This window comes from Aurantiacibacter zhengii (assembly GCF_003584125.1).
GTDB classification, from domain to species: domain Bacteria; phylum Pseudomonadota; class Alphaproteobacteria; order Sphingomonadales; family Sphingomonadaceae; genus Alteraurantiacibacter; species Alteraurantiacibacter zhengii.
The window spans coordinates 14492-33307 of the sequence record NZ_QXFL01000003.1 but is presented as its reverse complement, the minus strand read 5'-3'; the positions used below and the strand labels follow the sequence as shown (position 1 = coordinate 33307).

At 65.4% G+C, this 18816-nt stretch carries 20 protein-coding genes; 6 read left to right on the top strand and 14 right to left on the bottom strand.

Annotated elements, in window-relative coordinates; genetic code table 11:
• Positions 1-70: 70 nt before the first annotated feature.
• The gene (locus D2V07_RS07190; protein ID WP_119586215.1) at positions 71-1066 is read left to right on the top strand and encodes an adenosine kinase; all 996 of its coding nucleotides are present in this window, start codon (positions 71-73) and stop codon (positions 1064-1066) included.
• Positions 1067-1320: 254 nt separating this feature from the next.
• Here the strand turns inward: D2V07_RS07190 and D2V07_RS07185 are convergent, their stop codons facing one another.
• Positions 1321-2793, bottom strand: coding sequence for a DUF1593 domain-containing protein (locus D2V07_RS07185; protein WP_233548285.1), 1473 nt, complete (start codon positions 2791-2793; stop codon positions 1321-1323).
• Positions 2794-2948: 155 nt separating this feature from the next.
• On the bottom strand, positions 2949-4229 hold the full coding sequence (gene purD, locus D2V07_RS07180; protein ID WP_119586213.1) for a phosphoribosylamine--glycine ligase: 1281 nt from the start codon (positions 4227-4229) through the stop codon (positions 2949-2951).
• Between purD and xseA the strand changes: the two genes are divergently transcribed.
• From xseA to D2V07_RS07160, 4 genes are all read left to right on the top strand, one after another.
• The gene (xseA, locus tag D2V07_RS07175) at positions 4228-5679 is read left to right on the top strand and encodes an exodeoxyribonuclease VII large subunit (protein WP_119586211.1); all 1452 of its coding nucleotides are present in this window, start codon (positions 4228-4230) and stop codon (positions 5677-5679) included. The two genes, purD and xseA, sit on opposite strands and share 2 nt — an antisense overlap.
• Positions 5680-5741: 62 nt before the next feature.
• Complete coding sequence (locus D2V07_RS07170) at positions 5742-5945, top strand: DUF2093 domain-containing protein (protein WP_119586209.1); 204 nt, start codon at positions 5742-5744, stop codon at positions 5943-5945.
• Positions 5942-6889, top strand: a complete 948-nt coding sequence (locus D2V07_RS07165; protein ID WP_233548284.1) for a M23 family metallopeptidase — start codon at positions 5942-5944, stop codon at positions 6887-6889. Before D2V07_RS07170 ends, D2V07_RS07165 begins: the two co-directional genes overlap by 4 nt.
• A gap of 19 nt (positions 6890-6908) precedes the next feature.
• On the top strand, positions 6909-7910 hold the full coding sequence (locus D2V07_RS07160) for an esterase-like activity of phytase family protein (RefSeq protein WP_119586208.1): 1002 nt from the start codon (positions 6909-6911) through the stop codon (positions 7908-7910).
• A gap of 41 nt (positions 7911-7951) precedes the next feature.
• Here D2V07_RS07160 and rpmB read toward each other — a convergent pair whose 3' ends face one another.
• Entirely contained in the window at positions 7952-8248 is a 297-nt protein-coding gene (gene rpmB, locus D2V07_RS07155; protein WP_119586206.1) for a 50S ribosomal protein L28, read from the bottom strand.
• A 108-nt stretch (positions 8249-8356) separates the two neighbouring features.
• On the opposite strand from rpmB, the gene D2V07_RS07150 reads away from it, so the two are divergent.
• On the top strand, positions 8357-8812 hold the full coding sequence (locus tag D2V07_RS07150) for a nucleoside deaminase (protein WP_119586204.1): 456 nt from the start codon (positions 8357-8359) through the stop codon (positions 8810-8812).
• Positions 8813-8856: 44 nt separating this feature from the next.
• Here D2V07_RS07150 and D2V07_RS07145 read toward each other — a convergent pair whose 3' ends face one another.
• The 11 genes from D2V07_RS07145 to D2V07_RS07095 all read right to left on the bottom strand — a co-directional run bounded on the left by D2V07_RS07145 (position 8857) and on the right by D2V07_RS07095 (position 18810).
• Positions 8857-9156, bottom strand: a complete 300-nt coding sequence (locus D2V07_RS07145; RefSeq protein WP_119586202.1) for a GIY-YIG nuclease family protein — start codon at positions 9154-9156, stop codon at positions 8857-8859.
• Between the two features lie 59 nt (positions 9157-9215).
• The gene (locus tag D2V07_RS07140; protein WP_119586200.1) at positions 9216-9944 is read right to left on the bottom strand and encodes a ribonuclease T2 family protein; all 729 of its coding nucleotides are present in this window, start codon (positions 9942-9944) and stop codon (positions 9216-9218) included.
• Positions 9925-10371 carry a hypothetical protein gene (locus D2V07_RS07135; protein WP_119586198.1) on the bottom strand — a complete coding sequence of 149 codons (447 nt, stop codon included), beginning with the start codon at positions 10369-10371 and terminating at the stop codon, positions 9925-9927. The genes D2V07_RS07140 and D2V07_RS07135 overlap by 20 nt, the downstream gene beginning before the upstream one ends.
• On the bottom strand, positions 10368-11231 hold the full coding sequence (nadC, locus tag D2V07_RS07130) for a carboxylating nicotinate-nucleotide diphosphorylase (protein ID WP_119586196.1): 864 nt from the start codon (positions 11229-11231) through the stop codon (positions 10368-10370). Before nadC ends, D2V07_RS07135 begins: the two co-directional genes overlap by 4 nt.
• A 117-nt stretch (positions 11232-11348) precedes the next feature.
• Entirely contained in the window at positions 11349-12143 is a 795-nt protein-coding gene (locus D2V07_RS07125; RefSeq protein ID WP_119586194.1) for a LytR/AlgR family response regulator transcription factor, read from the bottom strand.
• Entirely contained in the window at positions 12140-13375 is a 1236-nt protein-coding gene (locus D2V07_RS07120; protein WP_119586192.1) for a sensor histidine kinase, read from the bottom strand. The genes D2V07_RS07125 and D2V07_RS07120 overlap by 4 nt, the downstream gene beginning before the upstream one ends.
• A 79-nt stretch (positions 13376-13454) precedes the next feature.
• The gene (locus D2V07_RS07115) at positions 13455-14147 is read right to left on the bottom strand and encodes a DsbA family protein (protein WP_119586190.1); all 693 of its coding nucleotides are present in this window, start codon (positions 14145-14147) and stop codon (positions 13455-13457) included.
• 11 nt (positions 14148-14158) lie between these two features.
• Positions 14159-15622 (bottom strand): M48 family metalloprotease, encoded by a 1464-nt coding sequence (locus D2V07_RS07110; protein ID WP_119586188.1) that lies wholly within the window; start codon positions 15620-15622, stop codon positions 14159-14161.
• A 50-nt stretch (positions 15623-15672) separates the two neighbouring features.
• A complete protein-coding gene (locus tag D2V07_RS07105; protein WP_119586705.1) occupies positions 15673-16818 on the bottom strand; it encodes a phosphatase domain-containing protein in 1146 nt (381 codons plus the stop codon).
• A 71-nt stretch (positions 16819-16889) separates the two neighbouring features.
• Entirely contained in the window at positions 16890-18254 is a 1365-nt protein-coding gene (locus D2V07_RS07100) for a PAS domain-containing protein (RefSeq protein WP_119586186.1), read from the bottom strand.
• A 139-nt stretch (positions 18255-18393) separates the two neighbouring features.
• Entirely contained in the window at positions 18394-18810 is a 417-nt protein-coding gene (locus tag D2V07_RS07095; RefSeq protein ID WP_233548283.1) for a DUF2141 domain-containing protein, read from the bottom strand.
• Between the last annotated feature and the right edge of the window lie 6 nt (positions 18811-18816).

Here is an 18816-nt window from a genome sequence, read left to right as displayed (position 1 = left end):
TATCGGCCAAGTCAACGCCGCTTGGTGCCCCCACGCCGGAAAACGCGCCGCAAGACTATCAGGAGAATTCATGTCCGCCCCCCGTTACGACGTAATCGCCATCGGTAATGCCATTGTCGATGTGATGGCTCCCGCTTCGGACGAACTGGTTGAAGAGCTGGGCATGAAGAAGGGCGGCATGACGCTGGTCGATGCCGATCAGGCGAAGGAATTGTACGATGCCATGGGGCCGGCGAAGGAGATTTCCGGCGGTTCCGCAGCCAACACGCTGGCGGGCCTTTCGGGAATGGGCGCACAGTGCGCTTTCGTGGGGCAGGTGGCGGACGACCAGCTCGGCAACGTATTTGCCCACGATATCCGCGCCGTGGGCATCGATTTCGACGTGCCTGCCCGCGAAGGCGAGCCGCCGACCGCGCGCTGCCTGATCTTCGTAACGCCCGACGGCCAACGCACGATGAACACGTTCCTGGGGGCGACCCAGTTCCTTCCGGCAGACGCGCTGAACGAGGAAGCCATCGGCGGGGCGGACATCCTCTACCTCGAAGGATACCTGTGGGATCCGGAAGAACCGCGCCGGGCGATGCGCTCTGCGATCAAGACCGCCAAGGATGCGGGCCGCAAGGTGGCCTTCACCCTGTCGGACGCTTTCGTGATCGATCGCTACGGCGACGATTTCCGCGCGCTGATCGACGATGGCATGATCGACATCCTGTTCGCCAACGAGGTGGAACTGGGCGCGCTGACGGGCGAGGAGGATTTCGACGCCGGGATCGACGCGCTGAAGGACAAGGTGCCCACGCTGGTCGTGACCCGCAGCGAGAAGGGCGCGGTCTGCGCCACCGGCGGCGAGTTCTACAAGGTCGCGGCAGAGCCGATCGACAAGGTGGTCGACACCACCGGCGCGGGCGACCTGTTTGCCGCAGGCTTCCTGTTCGGCCTGGTGCGCGGCGAGGAACCGAACCGCTGCCTGAAGCGCGGCGCTATCGCGGCGGCGGAAATCATCAGCCACTACGGCGCGCGGCCGGAAACGGACCTCGCCAAGCTGATGGCCGAAAAGCTCGGCTGAGCGGGCCACCCGACTTCAGTTGATGAAATACATGCGGGGCGCGGGGTTTTGCCTGCTTCCATAGGCGTGCCTCTCGCGCGCGTGCGGACGGGCGCGGACTGGAAGGGAGCTGACGGCGAGAAAGAGCGGGCGCGGCTGTGGCAGTCGCACCCGCTGTAGGAAAGGGCGCGTCTATTCACCGGCGTCGTTCGGCAATGGCTTTCGCTGTCGCCTTTTGACGGGTCTGACGTGGCATCGCCTGGCGAAGAGATGGCTCACGTGCCAGCGGGCAGAACCGTTACGACAACCCGGCGATAACGTGTGAGCGGAGGCGAACCCTTGTCGGTAACTTTCAGGATGAAATGAACCTCGGACCTTTCGTCGACAACAGGAGCGCTGAATCCCCTCGCATAGAGATTTTCGGCGCCCCACATTTCCACGGCTTCCGGGTATGTCCCCGCTTCCGGATACTGGAACCAGTGATAGCTGAGGCTGTCTCCGTCGGGATCTGTGGTGCCGCGTGCGTCCAGAGCGACGACGTCGCCGGAATGCACCGTAATCCGGTCAGGATGGGCAAGGCGGACAATGGGTGGATGGTTGGCATCCTGGGGCGCTTCCACCGTCCAGTCCATGCGGGCAGCGAAGTCGTTCTGAAACTCGTCGCGCCAGCGCCAGAGCGTTTCCCGAAACCCCGTGAACGTCCGGTCCATCGGCGCGATCGCACGTCCGTAAGGCCTAGCGACATATGGCTGGTAGCTGTCCACCGCGTTGGTCCAGATCGGCCGCGTCTCCTGGGGAACAGGAACGCCGCCGTTGAAGCCATCGGGATCGGTGGTGGAGCGGTCTGGCGTGCGCAGTTCGTAGCGACCGCCCCAACCACCCCAGTCCGGCCGATCCGGCGTATTCAGGCCGTTCGGGATCAGCCCCAGGAACGAAGGCGTATCGCCTTCCACCCCGTAGGCCGTATCGGGATAGGCCGCGCCAAGGGGCCCGTGTCCCTGCTGAATGTGCTGGGCGAACCAAGCGTTGGAAATGGCGGAGTTGTCGATCCCGTCGATGACGGAACTCATCGCCGTCCATGTTGAAGCACCGTATCCGCCGGGACTGACGATATAGAAAAGCTCGGGGAATTCCTCTCGCATCCAGGGTCCGCTGTCGTCCTGGTCCGAGATGGTGTAGACGCGCAGCTTCGCGATGAGCCGCTCCGCCTCTTCAGCACTTCGGGTCTCGCGAATGTCGTAAAGCGCCTGGGCAAGCGTATTCGGACCGCCCCAGCCGGCCACCCAGAGGGGGCGCGGATCCGGTTCTTCCAGCGCGGCGATGATGCGGCGCGAACCATCGGTGGACCTGCCCCGGCCGACGCCCGCCATACCGTAGACGGGCTGGCCTGACCCGACGAGCCCTTCAAGGGTGGCCGCAGGCGGAAAAGCGGGATCATGAAGCGCAAGGTTATCGCGAACCCTGGCATACTGCGCGATAATCCGCTGGATGGATTCGGGAGCTACCCTGTTCTTCTGATGCACCGAGGTGGTCGCGACCAGACCCTCGATTTCGATCTCGTTGGAATAGAGCAGAAGCCGGATCAGGGATTGCGTGTCATCCGGATCCGCCTCGATGTCGGTAAGGACCAGAAGCCGGGGCTTCGCAAGTTCGCCAACCGGAATGCGGGACTCGACCTGACAATTGGCGGCCGTGGGAATGGCCAGCGACATGATGGCCATCATGGCCGGGCGAAACCAGAGGCGCATCGCTTATCTCTCCAATGATAGCGCTATCACTATTCGGGGAGGGTAATGCGATGTCAATCGCTTCGAAGAGCGGTGTCGGTCAGCTTTCGATTCAGGAGCCGCAATCGCCCTGGCTACCCTTGCGAGCGGTCGAAGGCTCCCTTTCCCTCCCGCCGCTAGGTCCGCGCAATCTCGCGCCAGCCGATGTCCTTGCGGTAGAAGCCACTGGGGAAGTCCACCTTGCCCACCGCAGCATAGGCTGCATCCTGCGCGGCGCGGGTATCCGCACCCGTGGCGGTGACGTTCAGCACCCGGCCTCCATTCGCTACCAACGAACCGTTCTTAAGCGAAGTGCCCGCGTGGAAGACCTTCGCAGCCTCGCTCTCGGTATCGCCCAATACAATCGCGCCGCCCTTCTCCGGGGTGCCGGGATAGCCCTTCGCCGCCATTACCACGGTCATCGCGGTATCGTCGGCAAAGGTGGGTTCCGGCAGCGCGGCGAGCGAGCCGCTGGCGCAGGCGAGCATGTACTGGGCGAGGTCGCTTTCCAGCCGCATCATCAGCACCTGGCATTCCGGGTCACCGAAGCGGGCGTTGTATTCGACCAGTTTCGGTCCCTCGTCGGTCAGCATCAGCCCGGCGTAGAGCACGCCGACGTAGGGGGTGCCGTCCTTTGCCATCTGGCGCACGGTGGGGAAGACGATGCGCTCCATCGTTTCGGCCAGCAGCGCCTCTGTCAGCACGCGCGCCGGGCTGTAGGCGCCCATGCCGCCGGTGTTGGGGCCGGTGTCGCCATCGCCCACGCGCTTGTGATCCTGCGCGGTGCCGAAGGGGATCACGGTCTCGCCATCGGTCAGGGCGAAGAAGCTGGCTTCCTCGCCTTCCATGAACTCCTCGATCACCACTTCCGCGCCGGCATCGCCGAAAGCGCCGCCGAACATGTCCTCCAGCGCCTCGTGCGCGTGTTCCTCGTTCTCCGCGATCACCACGCCCTTGCCTGCGGCAAGACCATCGGCTTTCAGGACGAATGGCGGGGAGAAGGTGGCGAGTGCGGCCTTCGCCTGTTCAAGCGAAGTACAATGGACATAGCCCGCCGTGGGAATGCCCGCCTTGTCGCACAGGGCCTTGGTGAAGTTCTTGCTGCCTTCCAGCTGCGCCGCGGCTTTCGACGGGCCGAACACGGCCACGTTCGCGGCGCGCAGGGAGTCCGCCAAACCATCCACCAGCGGTGCCTCGGGGCCGATCACGACCAGGCCGATGGCGTTTTCCTCGCAGAAGGACACGACCGCGCCGTGGTCCTTCTCGTCCAGTGTCACCAGTTCCGCGCATTCGGCGATGCCGGGGTTTCCGGGAGCTGCGTAGAGTTTGCCACCGTCTTTCGCGATTGCTGCGGATTGCGCCAGCTTCCAGCACAGGGCATGTTCACGGCCGCCTCCACCCAGCACAAGGATATTCATGGCCGCCAACACTCCCTACGACGATTCTTCGGACGACCGGCTCCTAGCGACCAGCGAGGCGGGCGACAATTCCGCACCGCTGACGATCACCGAGATTTCGCAGGCGCTGAAGCGCACGGTGGAGGACCGGTTCGGCTATGTGCGGCTGCGCGGCGAACTGTCGGGCGTGAAGCGGGCGGCGTCGGGCCACGTCTATCTCGCGCTGAAGGACGAGAAGGCGGTGCTGGACGGAGTCATGTGGCGCAGCGCAGTGCCGCGCCTGGCGTTCCAGCCCGAGGACGGGATCGAGGTGGTCGCGACCGGCAAGCTGACGACCTACCCGGGACGCAGCAAGTACCAGATCGTGATCGAGCGGATGGAGATCGCGGGCGAGGGCGCGCTGCTGGCGCTGCTGGAAAAGACCAAGGCCCGGCTTGAGGCGGAAGGGCTTTTCGCGCCCGAACGCAAGCGCGCGCTGCCGTTCGCCCCGCGCACCATCGGCGTTGTCACCTCGCCCACCGGCGCGGTGATTCGCGACATCCTGCACCGGCTGGAAGACCGCTTCCCCACCTGCGTGATCGTGTGGCCCGTGCTGGTGCAGGGCGACGGAGCGGCGCGGCAGGTCGCCGATGCGGTTCGCGGCTTCGGTGCGCTTGAACCGGATGGGCCTGTTCCGCGTCCCGACCTGCTGATCGTTGCGCGCGGCGGCGGCTCCATCGAGGACCTGTGGAGCTTCAACGAGGAGATCGTCGTGCGCGCCGTGGCCGAATCGCCGATCCCCACGATCAGCGCCGTGGGGCACGAGACCGACACGACCCTGTGCGACTATGCCGCAGACCGCCGCGCCCCCACGCCCACCGCCGCGGCCGAAATCGCCGTGCCCGTGCTGCGCGACTTGCTCGCCACCATCGACGACCTCGCCCTGCGCCAGCGCAAGTGCGCGCTCCGCCCGGTGCAGCTTGGCCGCGAACGATTTGTCGCGCGGGCGGACCGGCTGCCGAGGCTGGAGCAATTGCTGCAACCCCACGCTCAGCGGCTGGATGAACTGGGCGAACGCCTGCGCCGCGGGCTGGTGGACCGTGCTGCGAAGGGTCGCGAGAAGCTGGCCGACCTGCGCCTTTCGCCCGCGATCCTGCGCGGCAACCTTCGCGACGCACGCCAGCGGCTGGGTGCGGCGCGCCTTTCGCCCGCCCTGGTCACCCGGCCCGTCGCCGAAAAGCGCGAACGCCTCGCCGCGCTGGAGCGGCTGCGGCTGCAGCTCGACCCCAAGGCTCCGTTGCAGCGCGGCTATGCGCTGGTGAGTGCCGAAGGGCATCCGGTGGTGAAATCGCGGGACGTGGCGGCCGGGCAGGCGCTGCTGACGCTGGAATTCGCCGACGGCACCTTGCAGGTCGTGCCCGGCGCTGCTCCGAAAAAGGCGGTGCGGCGACCGAAGGACATTCCCGAAAGCGGCCAACCCAAGCTGTTGTAGGCCGAAACTGCTGTAGAACTCGTAAATTGCGCAGTCAGACCGCGCGCACTACATAGGCACCCATGTTGATGTCATCTTCCGATAAAGCCGCCACCCTGATGTACGGCCCCAATGCGTTCCGCGTCGTCAAACCCGGACACTTCGTGGTCTGCGCGATGAGCGGCGTACCCGTTCCGCTGGAGGAACTGCGTTATTGGAGCGTGGACCGGCAGGAGGCCTATGCCAGCGCGGAACTTTCCACCCGCCGCGCGCTTGAGGACCTGTGACGCAAGGCCGCTATTCCATTGTAATCCCTGCCCTGTGCGCGGCCATGGCCGCATGCACCGTGGTGCCCCCCGCCAATGAACAGCGCGCCGCGCCGCCCGCGGGCACCATCCCGGCAGAAGTGGTGCAGCCCGTGGCGACGCCTACGCCTGCGCCGACCCCCACGCCTACGCCGGCCCCGACCGGCCCCTCTACTTTCCTGTTCGATGGCGAACTGACGCAGGGTGGATGGATTCGCGGTCAGGCGCCGGGCGGCACGGCCAGCGCGCGGCTGGGCGACACCGAACTGACGCTGGACGAGGAAGGTAATTTCTTCGCCGCGTTCGACCGGGATGCCGGATCGCAGGATGTGCTGGTCGCCACGCTGGAGAACGGGCGCGAAGTGCGCAGTCCCCTTACTATTTCGCCCCGCGACTGGGATATCGAGCGCGTCAACGTGGCCCGCCGCGCGGGCGGCGCGAGCGAGAGCTTCATGCGCCGCCGCCAGCCCGAGCTGGATGCCATCTGGGATGCTCGTACGGCCGATTCGGATACCGACGGCTGGAAGCAGGATTTCATCTGGCCGCTGACCGGACGGATATCCGGCCAGTTCGGCTCGCAGCGCATCTACCGCGGAGAGCCGGGCAGCTACCATTCGGGCATCGATATCGCCACAGGCGGCAGCGGCGATCCCTTCGTGGCTCCGGCCGCGGGCGTGGTGACGCTGGCGGTGCGCGATTTCAGCCTAGAGGGTAACCTCCTCATCATCGACCACGGTGCGGGGCTGAACAGCGCCTTCCTGCACCTGTCGGACATTGCCGTGGAAGAGGGCGACAGGGTGGAACAGGGCCAGGTGCTTGGCCGCATCGGTTCCTCGGGACGGGCGACAGGTCCGCACCTGCACTGGAGCCTGAAATGGCACCTGACGCGCCTCGACCCGATCCTGTTCACCGGCCCCATGCCCTAGCGATCGCGGGGCAGGGGGCGTGAACAGACGAAAGCTTGCACGGGCGCTGTTCCTCGCGCTGATGCTGTCGCCCGGCGTTTTCTTTCGCACGCCGATCCCCGATTACGACGCCATCGAGCTTTCCATCACGCCGCTGACAGGGATCGACCTGCCAGGACAGGCAAGCGGGTTCGTCCGAATCGGGGTATGGGAACTGGACAGCCGCCGGGCCGACTTCGGCGGATTTTCAGCGATTCTTGTCACGGACGATGGCGCTGTCAGGGCCTTTTCCGACAGGGGCAAGCACCTGACCTTTACCGCCCCCGGCCACACCGCGACGAGGGCACCACTATACCAGACTATCGACCGCGGTGGATTGAGCAACCGGAAGCCTGATATTGAATCGGCCACGGGCGATCCGGCAACGGGCGACTACTGGCTGGGCATCGAGCAGTTCCATTCGCTTATCCGCTTCTCGGCGGATGGCGAATACGAAGCCGCGCGCGCACCTTCGGAATGGCAAGGCTGGGACATGAACGCGGGCGCCGAGGCAATGGCCAGGCTGCCGGATGGCCGGTTTCTGGTCCTTCCGGAAGGCCGGCGCACCGGGCTGCTTTACCCCTCCGACCCCGTGGGGAAGATCGCCCCGACACGCTTCACCTTCGCCGTGCCCGGCGGCTATAGCTCGACCGACATGGCAGCCCTGCCCGATGGCCGGGTGCTGATACTGCTGCGGCAGATCGCCTGGGGCATCCCGCCGTTCGAAAGCGCCCTGGCCATCGCCGATCCCGCGACCATCGCTGACGGCGGGTCGCTCGACATCGATTTGCTGATCGACCTCGATACCATCGTGCCGAGCGAGAATTACGAGGGGCTGGCGCTGGCAGGAGACGCCGGGGATGGTGCGGTTCACTTGTGGCTAATCGCGGACGACAACCTGGCATCGTTCCAGCGCACCTTGCTGGTGCATCTGGCGTGGCGGGAAGATGCGGTAGCGCTGCCGCCTGGCAGCACGCACGAAAAAGCGCGCGGGGAACCGTAACCTCGCGCGCTTTTCGCGTTTTCAGTGCTGGCTGGTGCCGATCAGGCGGCTTCGCTGGAAGCCATCGCCTTCTTCAGTTCGCGCTTTACTTTCAGCGCGTTGCTGGACAGCTTCTCGTCACGGGTCTTCAGCAGCCAGTTATCGAGACCGCCGTTGTGCTCCACCGAACGCAGGCCGTGGGTCGACACGCGGAACTTGAAGCTGCGATCCAGCTTCTCGCTGATCAGCGTGACGTTCTGCAGGTTCGGCAGGAAGACCTTCTTGGTCTTGTTGTTGGCGTGGCTGACGTTGTGGCCGACCTGGCGGCCCTTGCCGGTAAGTTCGCAGATGCGCGACATGACGAATTCTCTCGTTTGAAACGGTTGCTTTGTGCAGCTTTTAGGCTGGGAAAGGCGCGCGCTTACAGTGGGGGTGGAGATTCGTCAAGCTTCGCGGTAGCGCAGGGCATGGCGAAATGGTCCACCCCCGAACCGATGAAGCGCGCGCTGCAACTGGCGCAGGAGGCGGCGTCCGCGGGCGAAGTGCCCGTTGGCGCGGTGGTGGTCAAGGATGGAAAGGTGGTGGGCGAGGGCCACAACCTCACCCGCACGCATCACGATCCCACCGCCCATGCAGAGATCGTGGCGATTCGCGCGGCGGCAGCAGCGCTGGGCGACGAACGGCTGACCGGATGCGACCTCTACGTGACGCTGGAGCCGTGCCCGATGTGCGCGGGCGCGATCAGCCATGCGCGAATCGGGCGGCTCTACTACGGTGCGAGCGACCCCAAGGGCGGCGCGGTGGAGCATGGCGCGCGGGTGTTCCAGCAGGTGCAATGCCTGCACAGGCCGGAGGTTTATAGCGGGCTGGGCGAGGGCGAGGCGGCGGAATTGCTGCGGGGGTTTTTCGCGGAACGGCGGTAGCCAGTTCGATCCGCCACCTCGGACTTGATCCGGGGTCCCGCTGTTCAAGCCAATCGCTCGTAAAGATCTTCCCAGTCCGGGTTGGCCTTCTCGATCAGCGCGAATTTCCATTCCCGCTTCCAGCGCTTGATCCTCTTTTCCTGCGCGATGCACAGGTCAATCGGTGTGACCTGCTCCGCCCAGACCAGGAGTCTCAGGCCGTACTTTGCGCAGAATTCCGAACCCTTGCCCTCGCGATGCTTCGTAATGCGGATTGGCAGGTCCGTCGTCATGCCGACGTACATCGTGCCGCGATAGCGGTCGGCCATGATGTAGAGCCAGCCGCCATGCATTTCCCGATCCATCAAGTGGCTTCAAAGGGAAGCGGGACCCCGGGTCAAGCCCGGGGTGACGTTGGAAAGAACTAAAGCCCCCGCCAGATTCGCACCTCTTCCCCGTCATCCGGCCCGAACCGCTGCCGGTCGCAAGCCGTCGGCATGAAGTCCGCATCGTAGCAGAGGCGCATTTCGCGCAGCCACCTGCGTTCGTTGACGACCAGGCCAACGTCCTCCGCGTCCCAGTGGGGGTTTGCCTCGGCAAAGGTCTCGCGGACCATGCCTGCGGTCAGGCCATCGCGGCGGGAGAGGCGGTCGAAGTCGGGCCAGCGCAGGGAGTTCCACAGGATGCGGGTGACGCGCAGGTAGGTGTCCGGGTTGCGGGTCATGCAGGCGCCGTGTTTCTTCCACTGGCGGGCGAGCAGCGGCAGGTCCGGCGTCATGCACATGCTTGCGCGCACCTCCCTTGCGCTCGGCTGGCGAGGGGCGGGGCACCACTGCGGCCAGCGACCGGGGCCGCTTTCGGGCCAGAGGCCGTGGACTACGAAGGCGAAACGCCCGGCCTGCCCGCCGCACTGGCGCGCGTGGCGGGGTTGCTCATCGCGGAAGCGGCAGAATTCCGGGCTCCAGCTGAGTGCGAGGGTATAGCCGGTGACGCGGCTCTCGCGCACGGGTCCGTCGCGCTCCACCGAGGGGAGGGAAACCGGGCCGCTGGGTACGCGGCACTGGTAGGCCTGCGCCTGAACAGGGGTGGGCGCGGCGGCGGGCAGGGCGAGCAGCGCGAGGGTAAGCGCGAAGCTATTCGAATGTCTTGGCATCGCGCTCCTCTCCCTTGGCGAACCAGCGATGCGCGGCTGGCGTGAACAGCAGCGCGGCGGCGATTACCGACATCAGCAGGGCAAGATCGTGCAGGGCGAGGCCCCAGCCCTGCCCGGTGACTGCGCGCACTATCGTTGCCGCCAGCGCAACCCTCAGCACCACCATCACCGCCACCAGCCAGCGGGCAAAGCGCGCGGCGCGAAACCACACCAGCGCCACGGGGATGCAGGCGATGGTGAATTGCGCGTTCGCAAGAACGATGGCCGAATCGCGGGTGTAGGCAAGGCCGGGCCACATCTGGTCCACTTCCATCAGCATGACGAAGGGGTCCATCAGGCTGACGACCAGCCGTAGCAGCGCTGCCAGCAGGAACAGCGCGGCGAACAGGCAGACAGGCCATGGACGCGGCCCGCGTACCTTTCTCATTCTACAGTGAAATCCAGCCCGATATCGGCGGCGGGTGCGCTTTGCGTCAGGCGGCCCACCGATACGTAATCGACGCCTGTCGCGGCCTTGGCCTTGATCGTCTCCAGCGTGATGCCGCCGCTGGCCTCCGTTTTCGCGCGCCCGGCGATGATGTCGACGGCGGCGCGTAGGGTCTCGGGACTCATGTTGTCGAGCAGCAGGTGATCCGCGCCTGCGGCAAGGGCAGGCTCGATCTGGTCGATCCGGTCGACTTCGCAGATGATGTTCGTCACCCCGGCATCGCGCGCGCGGCGCACCGCCTCGCCCACGTTGCCGGCCACGAGGATGTGGTTGTCCTTGATCATTGCCGCATCCCACAGGCCCATGCGGTGATTGTTGCCACCGCCCATGCGCACGGCATATTTCTCGATATGGCGCAGGCCGGGAAGGGTCTTGCGGGTATCGAGCAGGGTGCAATGCGGGTTGTCCATCGCATCGACATATTCGCGCACGAGCGTGGCAATGCCGGAGAGGTGCTGCACGGTGTTGAGCGCGCTGCGTTCCGCCGTCAGCATGGCGCGGGCGTTACCGGAAAGGCGCATCAGGTCCGTTCCGGGGGAGACCTGCGCGCCTTCCTCCACCAGCAGGTCGATCTGCATTTCGGGGTCGAGGTGGCGGAAAAAGGCGACCGCGATCGGCAGGCCCGCGACGGTAATCGCGTCGCGGCTGTCCATCACGCCTTGGAACCGCGCATCGGCGGGAATGACGCTAGTGGCGGTAACGTCCACCCCGCCGCCGGACAGCCCCTCGCCAAGGTCTTCGGCAAGCGTAGCGTGGATGAATGCGTGAAGGTCGAACCCTTCGATCTGGAAGTCGGTCATTTGTAATCCCTGCATCGGTCGCGCAGCGACCGCAAGGGCGAACGCCCGCCCGCAGCGGGCGCAGCTTGCTGCGCGCCTAGCGAGGACGAACCCGCGGAGGCGGGTTCGAAAAACAAATCAATGCACGAAACGCGCAACCACATCCCGGTAACTGCGCGAAACCTTCACCTCAGCGCCGCTGTCCAGCACCAGGAAGCATTCGCCGTTGGTGTGCGGTTTCACCTGTCGCACCTGGTCCAGGTTCACAATGGTTGAGCGGTGGACGCGCTGGAAGTTCTTCGGGTCCAGGCGGCGCTCGAGGTCCTTCATCGTCTCGCGCAGGATCAGCGAGTTGTCGCCGGTGTAGATGCACATGTAGTCGCCGGCCGCCTCGATATGCTCGATCGAGTCGACATCGACGCGGAAGATCTGGCCGCGATCCTTCACGTTGATCATCTTTTCGTAGCGGCCCGTGGCATCGCCTTCGTCGGAGATCGCGTCGAGGCTGTCGGGGCTGACTTCGGCAAGCACGTCCTTCAGCTTCTCCGCCTCCTCGGCGCTGCGCATTTCGGCAAGGCGCTGGCGCACGCGTTCGACGGTGTCGGCCAGCTTGTCCTCGTCCACCGGCTTCATCAGGTAGTTCACGGCATTCGCCTCGAACGCACGGATGGCGTGTTCCTGATAGGCGGTGACGAAGACGAACAGCGGCGGATCGACGTCCATCACGCCTTTCACGACGGAGAACCCGTCGAACCCCGGCATCTGGATGTCGAGGAAGACAAGGTCGGGTTTCTGGGTCTTGATCGCGCGGATCGCTTCACGCCCGTTGGCGCAGGTTTCGATCACTTCGATATCGGTGAAGGGTTCCAGGCGCAGTTGCAGGCCCTGGATGGCCAGTTTTTCGTCGTCGACGATGATTGTACGGATGCTCATGCATTGGCTCCGGTTCGGGGGGCTGGGACGGGGTTTCCGTCACTTTCGGTTGGTTGCTTCGACCCTGTTGCAGCCGGTGTGTTGGAAACACGCGAGGCGCGCGTAAGTTTCGCCTTCTCGCGTGGGTCATCTTCTGCCTTCGCCGGTTCGAAGGGAAGCTCGATAATCACGGTAAAGCCGCCATCGGGCGGGGTTTCAATCTCGAACCGGCTGCTTTCGCCGTACGCCTGCGCCAGCCGGTCGCGAATGTTGGCCAGACCCACGCCGGTGGACGAGGGCGTCTGCGCCAGCGATTCGGCATTGCGCTGCGTTCCCTGCAGGCCCGGCCCGGTGTCCGACACGATCATGCGCAGCATGTTGCCGATCACGTGCGCCGAAAGGCTGATGCGCGCGCCCTCCTCCTGCGCCGAAACGCCGTACTTGATGGCGTTCTCGATCAGCGGCTGGAGCAGGAACGAGGGGATCTGCGCCTGCGAGGCGCGCTCGCCGATCTCGAAATTGGTGCGCAGCCGCTCCTCGAACCGCATCCGCTCGATATCGAGGTAGAGCATCAGCGTCTCTACCTCCTGCGCCACGGTTACCTTGCCGCCCGGCGTGTTGACCAATGTGTGCCGCAGGAATCCCGACAGGCGGGTGAGCATGGCATTGGCGGGCTTCGTCTCGCCCAGCAGCACCAGGGTGGAAATGGAATTGAGCGTGTTGAACAGGAAGTGCGGGTTGAGCTGGTAGCGCAGCATCGCCAGCTGCGCGCTGGTCGCCTGCGTTTCCAGCCGTTCCAGCCGGTCAGCCTGCTGTTCCACCTGCAGGAAGAAGTTGATCGCGTAATACAGGGCGGACCACGCACCCAGCAGGGGCAGGTCGAGGTAGAACACGGTCAGCATCAGGCCGGCAAACCCGTCCTCGCTGCCGCCCTGGTAGATGCTCAGCGTCCACGCGTTGATGAAGGCCGACATGGTCACGGCCATGGCCAGCACGATGGCGGTGGACGTCCAGGTGATCAGCGGGCGGCGGTTGATGAGGTTGGAGTAGATAACGCTCAGCACGTTGCTGATCGCAAAGCCGGTGATGGCGGCAATAAGCGCCACGATGACGAAATCGAACGGACGGTTGCTGGCCACGATCGTGGCGGAGCGGAACACGAAGGCGCCGCCCCAGCCCAGCATCTGCAGCCGCCAGAACGCCTTGTTCTTGTCGGCGAAGAAGGGCCGGGGGCTGATGGGCAGCATGTTCATACCGCCCAATCTAGTATCGATTTCGCCGGCGTGTAGCTGGCGCGAGGCGGAGCCGGTCTCCCGTTCGAGGCGGGCTGCCTCAGGAATCGCGCGCCTCGTCGACTGCCGCGCCCAGCGTTTCCACCCCGACCGCGCCGGAAAGGACCTGGTCGCCCACCACCCAGGCAGGCGTGCCGGAAACGCCCATGTTGCGCGCTAGGAACACGTTGTTCTGCAACTGCCCCTCGTAAGTGCCCGCGTCGATGGCGGCCCGCGCCCGCTCAACGTCCACGCCAGCCTCGCGCGCGGCCTGCTCGATATTCTCCGGCGAGAGACCGTCGGCGGCGAACATGGCATCGTGGAACTGCTGGTAGCGGCCCTGCTGCGCCGCGGCGAGCGCCATGCGGGCGGCATCCGCGCTGCCAGCCGAGAGAATGGGATATTCGCGGATGACGACGCGCAGATCGGGGTTCGCGGCGATCAGCCGGTTCACGTCGTCCAGGCTCTGGCGGCAGTAACCGCAGGCATAATCGCTGAATTCGACAAGGGTGATTGCCCCGTCGGGGTTGCCCAGCACCGCGCCGGGGAAGGGTTCTTCCAGTTCGTCGCGCAAAGGCTCTATGCGCGCCACCATGTCGCGGCGCTGCAGTTCCTGCATGGCCTCTGGCAGGATTTCGGGATTGGCCATCAGCGTCTCGCGCGTGCGGTCGGGCCCAAGGCCGGCATAGTCCCACGCTGCTGCGCCGGCAAAACCGGCGACCAGGGCGATACAGGTGGTGATGATCCAGCGCATGACCAGACGCGTTACTGGCGATCCCGCTGGCGTTCAAGCAAGCCGCGCGCCTGCAGCGCCACGTCCTGCGCGCGGATCCAGTCCGGGGAACCGGTGGGCAGGGCGCTTTCCGCTGCCTGCGCGTTCACCAGCGCGGACTGGAAATTGCCCTGCATCACCTGCTGTTCGGCACTGGCGAGGCGCGCGCGCGGGATATCGCCGCGCTGGCCGTAGACCACGCCAAGCTGGTACCAGGCAAAGGGATTTTCGTGGTCGCGCCCCACGGCGGCGCGCAGGACGCTCTCCGCCTCGTCAAGGTTCGCAGGGTCTTCGGTGGCGATCAGGGCATGGCCAAGGCTGCTGGCGATCAGCGGGTTGGAGCCGGTGAGGGTGGTCGCCTCGCGCAGGGGCGGAAGGGACTCCTGCACGCGGCCCGATTCCAGCAGGATCTGGCCTCTCAGTTCCAGGAAATAGGGATCGGCGGGATCGGCGGCGATCAGCGCGTCGACCTCTTCCAGCGCGTCCTCCACCTTTGCCTGCTGGTGATAGGCATAGGCGCGGGCATAGCGCGCGGGCGCGCCGGTCATGTATTCGGGAAAGGCCGTCAGCGTCCGTTCGGGCGGGGCAAGATAGCCATACAGCTTCGCCTTCACGCGCTGGAAACGCTCCTCCAGCTCGGTCGTATCGGCGGGCGCGGTGCCGCATGTTCCCGGCTCCCGCTCGATCACCTGCGCGCCCGCCACGGAGGGCGCTTCCTGCACCTCTGCGTAAAGATCGGCGCGCGGGCCGCCGGTGCCGTGGTTGATGGCATCGGTCAGCCGGGCGATGCGGTCGCCTGTCAGCGGGTGGGTGCGCGAATAGCCAGCGCTCTCGTCCTGCGGGATGTGGCGGCGGTATTCCATGTTCTGCAGCTTGCCAAAGAAGGTGATCAGCCCCGCGCCGTCGATCCCGGCGCATTCGATATATTCCACGCTTGCCGCATCGGCGCTGGCTTCCTGCACGCGGCTGAAGGCCAGGAAACTGCCCATGGCGGCCTGTTGTCCCGCACCCAGCACGCCCATCGCCGCTTCGCCGCCGCCAGCCAGCGCCGCGCCGACAGCCAGCAGCGCGGAAAGCAGCGTGATGCGCGTGGCGTTGCCCGCCCCTTCGGAGAAGCGGTTGATATGGCCGCCAGTGATATGGCCCAGTTCGTGGGCGAGGACGCCCTGCACCTCGTTCGCACTGTCGGCGGCGTTGATCAGCCCGGAATGGACATAGATGCGCTGTCCGCCCGCGACGAAGGCGTTGATCGAGGGGTCGTTCAGCAGGACGATCTCCACCGATCCCGCGCCAAGGCCCGCGGCCTCTGCCAGCGGATCGACCATGTCCTGCAGCAGCCTCTCGGTCTCCGCATCGCGGAGCACGGAGATGCCCTGGGCGGCCACCGGTTGCACGGTAAGGGCGACGAGGGCCAGCACGGCCAGCATCCGGGCGACAAGGGTCTTGAGAGTAGCCATGGTTTCAGGGTGCAGCCTAGCGGACCGCGCCATGAACCGGAACTGAAGATTTACCCGGCTGGCGTGTGGTCGCCTGCCGTATCCGCGCCCGTATCGGCTTCGGCGTCGGGTACGCGGTCCACGGTCTTGACGATCTGCTGGGTCTCGCCGCTGGGGGTGAAGCCATTGGCGGCAAGAAACTCCAGCCCGGTCGCGTAATCCTCTCCCATCCACAGCGGGATGCCGGCTTCCCGGATGGTGGCAATGGCCTGTTCCTCTTCCGGCGCGAGGGCCTCGCTCGACACCGTGCGCATGAAGACCGCCGCGATCTGGCCGGGAAACTGGGAGACCGCATTCGCAAAGGCGGGAAAATCGCCCTGCGTATCGTCGCCGATCAGCGCGAATTTCATCTCCGGGTACATGGCGAGGATATCGGCAATGGCGGCCTCCTTGTGACTGCCGTGGCTGGACTTGCCGAAGGTTTCGCGGTTCAGGCCCCAGTCGCGCAGCTTTATCGGCCCCAGCGGCAATCCGCGCATGCGCTGGAAGGCGACGAGGTAGGAGAACAGGTTCCAGGGGCTGGAAGAGACATAGAAGAACGGACGCTTCGTCGCGGTCAGGCGTTCGCTGGGGGTCTCGCGCTCACCAGTGGCCTCCATACCGCCGATCTCGTTGTAGAATGTGGCCGCGCCGGGAACGACAGTGCGCTGGTGCGGCATCTGCGCGAACACGCGGTCCCAGTTTCTTGCCACGGAGCCGATGCCACCGGTAATCCCTGTTTCGATGATGGTATCGTCGATGTCGGAAATGACCGCCAGCCTGCCGTCTGCACCCGGCGCCAGAACGTGGGCATCGACCTGTTGCAGCCCCTCCGCACCTTCCCAGTGCAGATGGACCACTTCCCATGCCGGGTGTTCGGGCAGCGACCATTCGGGTTCCAGCGCCACGTCGAAATGGACGAAGCCTTCCTCGTCGCTGACCATTTCGTGCGACAGGATCGCACCGTCCTTGCCCTGGACGGTCAGGGTCACCGCGATTCCCGCCACTTCATGACTGATGAACTGGCCCAGCATGGTGCCGATCGCGCCGAGCGTGCTCTGCCGTTCGAAATTCGCTTCCTTCATCCGCAGCGCGCGGGCGGACAGGATTAGGCGCGAGCGGCTGCGATGGCCGAAATAGGGCTGGATGTTGAGCGGCCGGGTGGGAAAAAGGGGCATGCCCACCCCAATAGCCGTGTCAGCCGCAAGGTTCCACGAATGTCGTCCCGGCCTTTGGCTGGGGGCGGGGATCAGTCGAAAAGGCTGTGCGCGGCCTTTTCGATCAGCGCGGCATTGGCGGGCACTTCGCCCAGCATCACCACGTCGCCATCCCCGGTGCGGCGGATCACCACCAGGCCGAATTCCTCGCCATCACCGGCAAGCGATTCGAACCGGCACGGTTCCATGGCGCGCAGCTTGCGGACCACCGATTTCTTCGGACCTTTCGCCTTGGGCGCGGCGGGCTTGCCATCCTGCTCCCGGCGCCAGGCGCGTTCGGCGGAGATGATGCCTTTCAGCCCGCCCTCGGCGGTCTTGAGATGGTGGGCCAGCGCGCCGCGTTCGACGCCGGTGCGCCGCGCCCAGCTGAGGACGGCCGCATATTCGGTAAGGCGCGTCTTGTCGTAGTCGACGCCGAAAACCAGTTTGACGACCGGGGTCATCGGCGCGCGTTCCTGCACCGTCAGTCCGGACTCGGCCAGCAGTTCGGCGAATTCGTGTGGCGCATCGTGCGCGGCTACGGCGAAATCGTAAGCGCGCGAGACAGCATCGTAGAGCGAAGAGCGGGTGCGTTCCTCGCTGCTCTGCGCCGCGTGCGCCATCTCGCGGGCGGCGGCCAGCCAGTCGGCCAGCTGCATCTGCGCAGGGTCCAGGGCGAGCGAAGTGGGTTCCGCATCGTGTTCCGGCAGGTCGAGCGTGGCCGGGCCGTCTGCCCAGTCGACCATCTCTTCCACAACGGGACGGCGCGCTTCGGTGGCCCAGGCATCGGCGGCGTCGTCGTCGCCCTCGTGCTCCAGCGCCTGATCGATCTCCAGCAGCAGCTCGTCCGCGACGCTGCTGCTCGCCATCTCCTTCCAGTTGATCACGCCGTAGATGAAGTCGATGCTTTCATCATCGCTGGAGAAGGGCAGCAGGATACCCCGATAAAGGATCGTCGCGCCGCGCTGGTTGATGAATTCCGCCTCGAACCCAATCGGCGCCTGGTTGGCGATGATCTGCATGTAATGGTCGGTGATGCGGCTCAGCAAGGAACGCGCGGGCACATCGGAAAGCTGGTTGATCTCGGAAAGGTCGCCGTCGCATTCCTCTGCCAGGCGCGCGCCGAGGTAGGCGACCTCGGGATTTTCCAGTCCGCGCGAGAAGTCCAGCAACACGGAGTTGGGGCCGAAGTCGGGCAGGGCCTGGGGATCGAGATCGTCGATGGCGGGGAAATTGCGGTTGTCCAGCAGGCTCGCCCAGAAATTGTAGGCGCGCACCTGCATGCGCCGCTCGTCCGTGCCGATGGCGGGGGGCGGAGAGGAGTCGACCGAATCGTCCTGCTCGTAATCCATGGCATCGATCCCCGGTCCGAGGTCTGCCGTGTCGAGCGCTTCGAAGCTGCCGCGCAAAGTATCCATGCCAAAATCGCCTTTTCTCGTGTCTTCGTGACAAAGACACCTTTGGCTATTTTTGGTAAAAATTCCGTGAAGTTGCGCGGACGTTTTCGGAAGTTGATGCACGGTGAAATGCAATTACTCCCGTTACATAGGCAACCGGTTACAACATGTAGCGCATGCGGATCGTCTGGTGCATTGCGCCGGATCCGACCCGGACGGCGGCATCCCCGAAGCTGGGCGGCCCCATGTTGACGGGCGCATCGTTGGAAAAGCCGAAGCCCTCGCGCGGCATCATGCCCAGCACGCGGTCTGCCTTGCCGTTGTCGTTCTCGTCATGCAGCAGCGCGATGGCATAGGTGCCCGGCTGCACGTTGTTGAACCGCAGCGTCGTCGCGTGCCCGGCAGCGACGACCGTACGATAGCCCTGGGCCGCATCCTGGCAGCGCGGGAAACGCGCCGAATCGCGGGTCATGCAGGCGCGCACCACGCCGTCGGCGCTGCGCAGGTTGGTGACCTCGATCACCACCTGCGTGCCGGAAGGGCGCGCCGAAAGCTGCGCGGCGGGCGCGGCCAGCACGGCGGC

What these genes read in the sequence shown, in the direction of transcription:
- D2V07_RS07170 (WP_119586209.1), top strand. Translation starts at nt 5,742, where the DNA reads ATGTTGATGTCATCTTCCGATAAAGCCGCCACCCTGATGTACGGCCCC.
- D2V07_RS07185 (WP_233548285.1), bottom strand. Translation starts at nt 2,793, where the DNA reads ATGCGCCTCTGGTTTCGCCCGGCCATGATGGCCATCATGTCGCTGGCC.
- D2V07_RS07125 (WP_119586194.1), bottom strand. Translation starts at nt 12,143, where the DNA reads ATGAGCATCCGTACAATCATCGTCGACGACGAAAAACTGGCCATCCAG.
- D2V07_RS07120 (WP_119586192.1), bottom strand. Translation starts at nt 13,375, where the DNA reads ATGAACATGCTGCCCATCAGCCCCCGGCCCTTCTTCGCCGACAAGAAC.
- nadC (WP_119586196.1), bottom strand. Translation starts at nt 11,231, where the DNA reads ATGACCGACTTCCAGATCGAAGGGTTCGACCTTCACGCATTCATCCAC.
- D2V07_RS07100 (WP_119586186.1), bottom strand. Translation starts at nt 18,254, where the DNA reads ATGGATACTTTGCGCGGCAGCTTCGAAGCGCTCGACACGGCAGACCTC.
- D2V07_RS07145 (WP_119586202.1), bottom strand. Translation starts at nt 9,156, where the DNA reads ATGGATCGGGAAATGCATGGCGGCTGGCTCTACATCATGGCCGACCGC.
- D2V07_RS07140 (WP_119586200.1), bottom strand. Translation starts at nt 9,944, where the DNA reads ATGCCAAGACATTCGAATAGCTTCGCGCTTACCCTCGCGCTGCTCGCC.
- rpmB (WP_119586206.1), bottom strand. Translation starts at nt 8,248, where the DNA reads ATGTCGCGCATCTGCGAACTTACCGGCAAGGGCCGCCAGGTCGGCCAC.
- D2V07_RS07110 (WP_119586188.1), bottom strand. Translation starts at nt 15,622, where the DNA reads ATGGCTACTCTCAAGACCCTTGTCGCCCGGATGCTGGCCGTGCTGGCC.
- D2V07_RS07115 (WP_119586190.1), bottom strand. Translation starts at nt 14,147, where the DNA reads ATGCGCTGGATCATCACCACCTGTATCGCCCTGGTCGCCGGTTTTGCC.
- D2V07_RS07190 (WP_119586215.1), top strand. Translation starts at nt 71, where the DNA reads ATGTCCGCCCCCCGTTACGACGTAATCGCCATCGGTAATGCCATTGTC.
- purD (WP_119586213.1), bottom strand. Translation starts at nt 4,229, where the DNA reads ATGAATATCCTTGTGCTGGGTGGAGGCGGCCGTGAACATGCCCTGTGC.
- D2V07_RS07135 (WP_119586198.1), bottom strand. Translation starts at nt 10,371, where the DNA reads ATGAGAAAGGTACGCGGGCCGCGTCCATGGCCTGTCTGCCTGTTCGCC.
- D2V07_RS07150 (WP_119586204.1), top strand. Translation starts at nt 8,357, where the DNA reads ATGGCGAAATGGTCCACCCCCGAACCGATGAAGCGCGCGCTGCAACTG.
- xseA (WP_119586211.1), top strand. Translation starts at nt 4,228, where the DNA reads ATGGCCGCCAACACTCCCTACGACGATTCTTCGGACGACCGGCTCCTA.
- D2V07_RS07105 (WP_119586705.1), bottom strand. Translation starts at nt 16,818, where the DNA reads ATGCCCCTTTTTCCCACCCGGCCGCTCAACATCCAGCCCTATTTCGGC.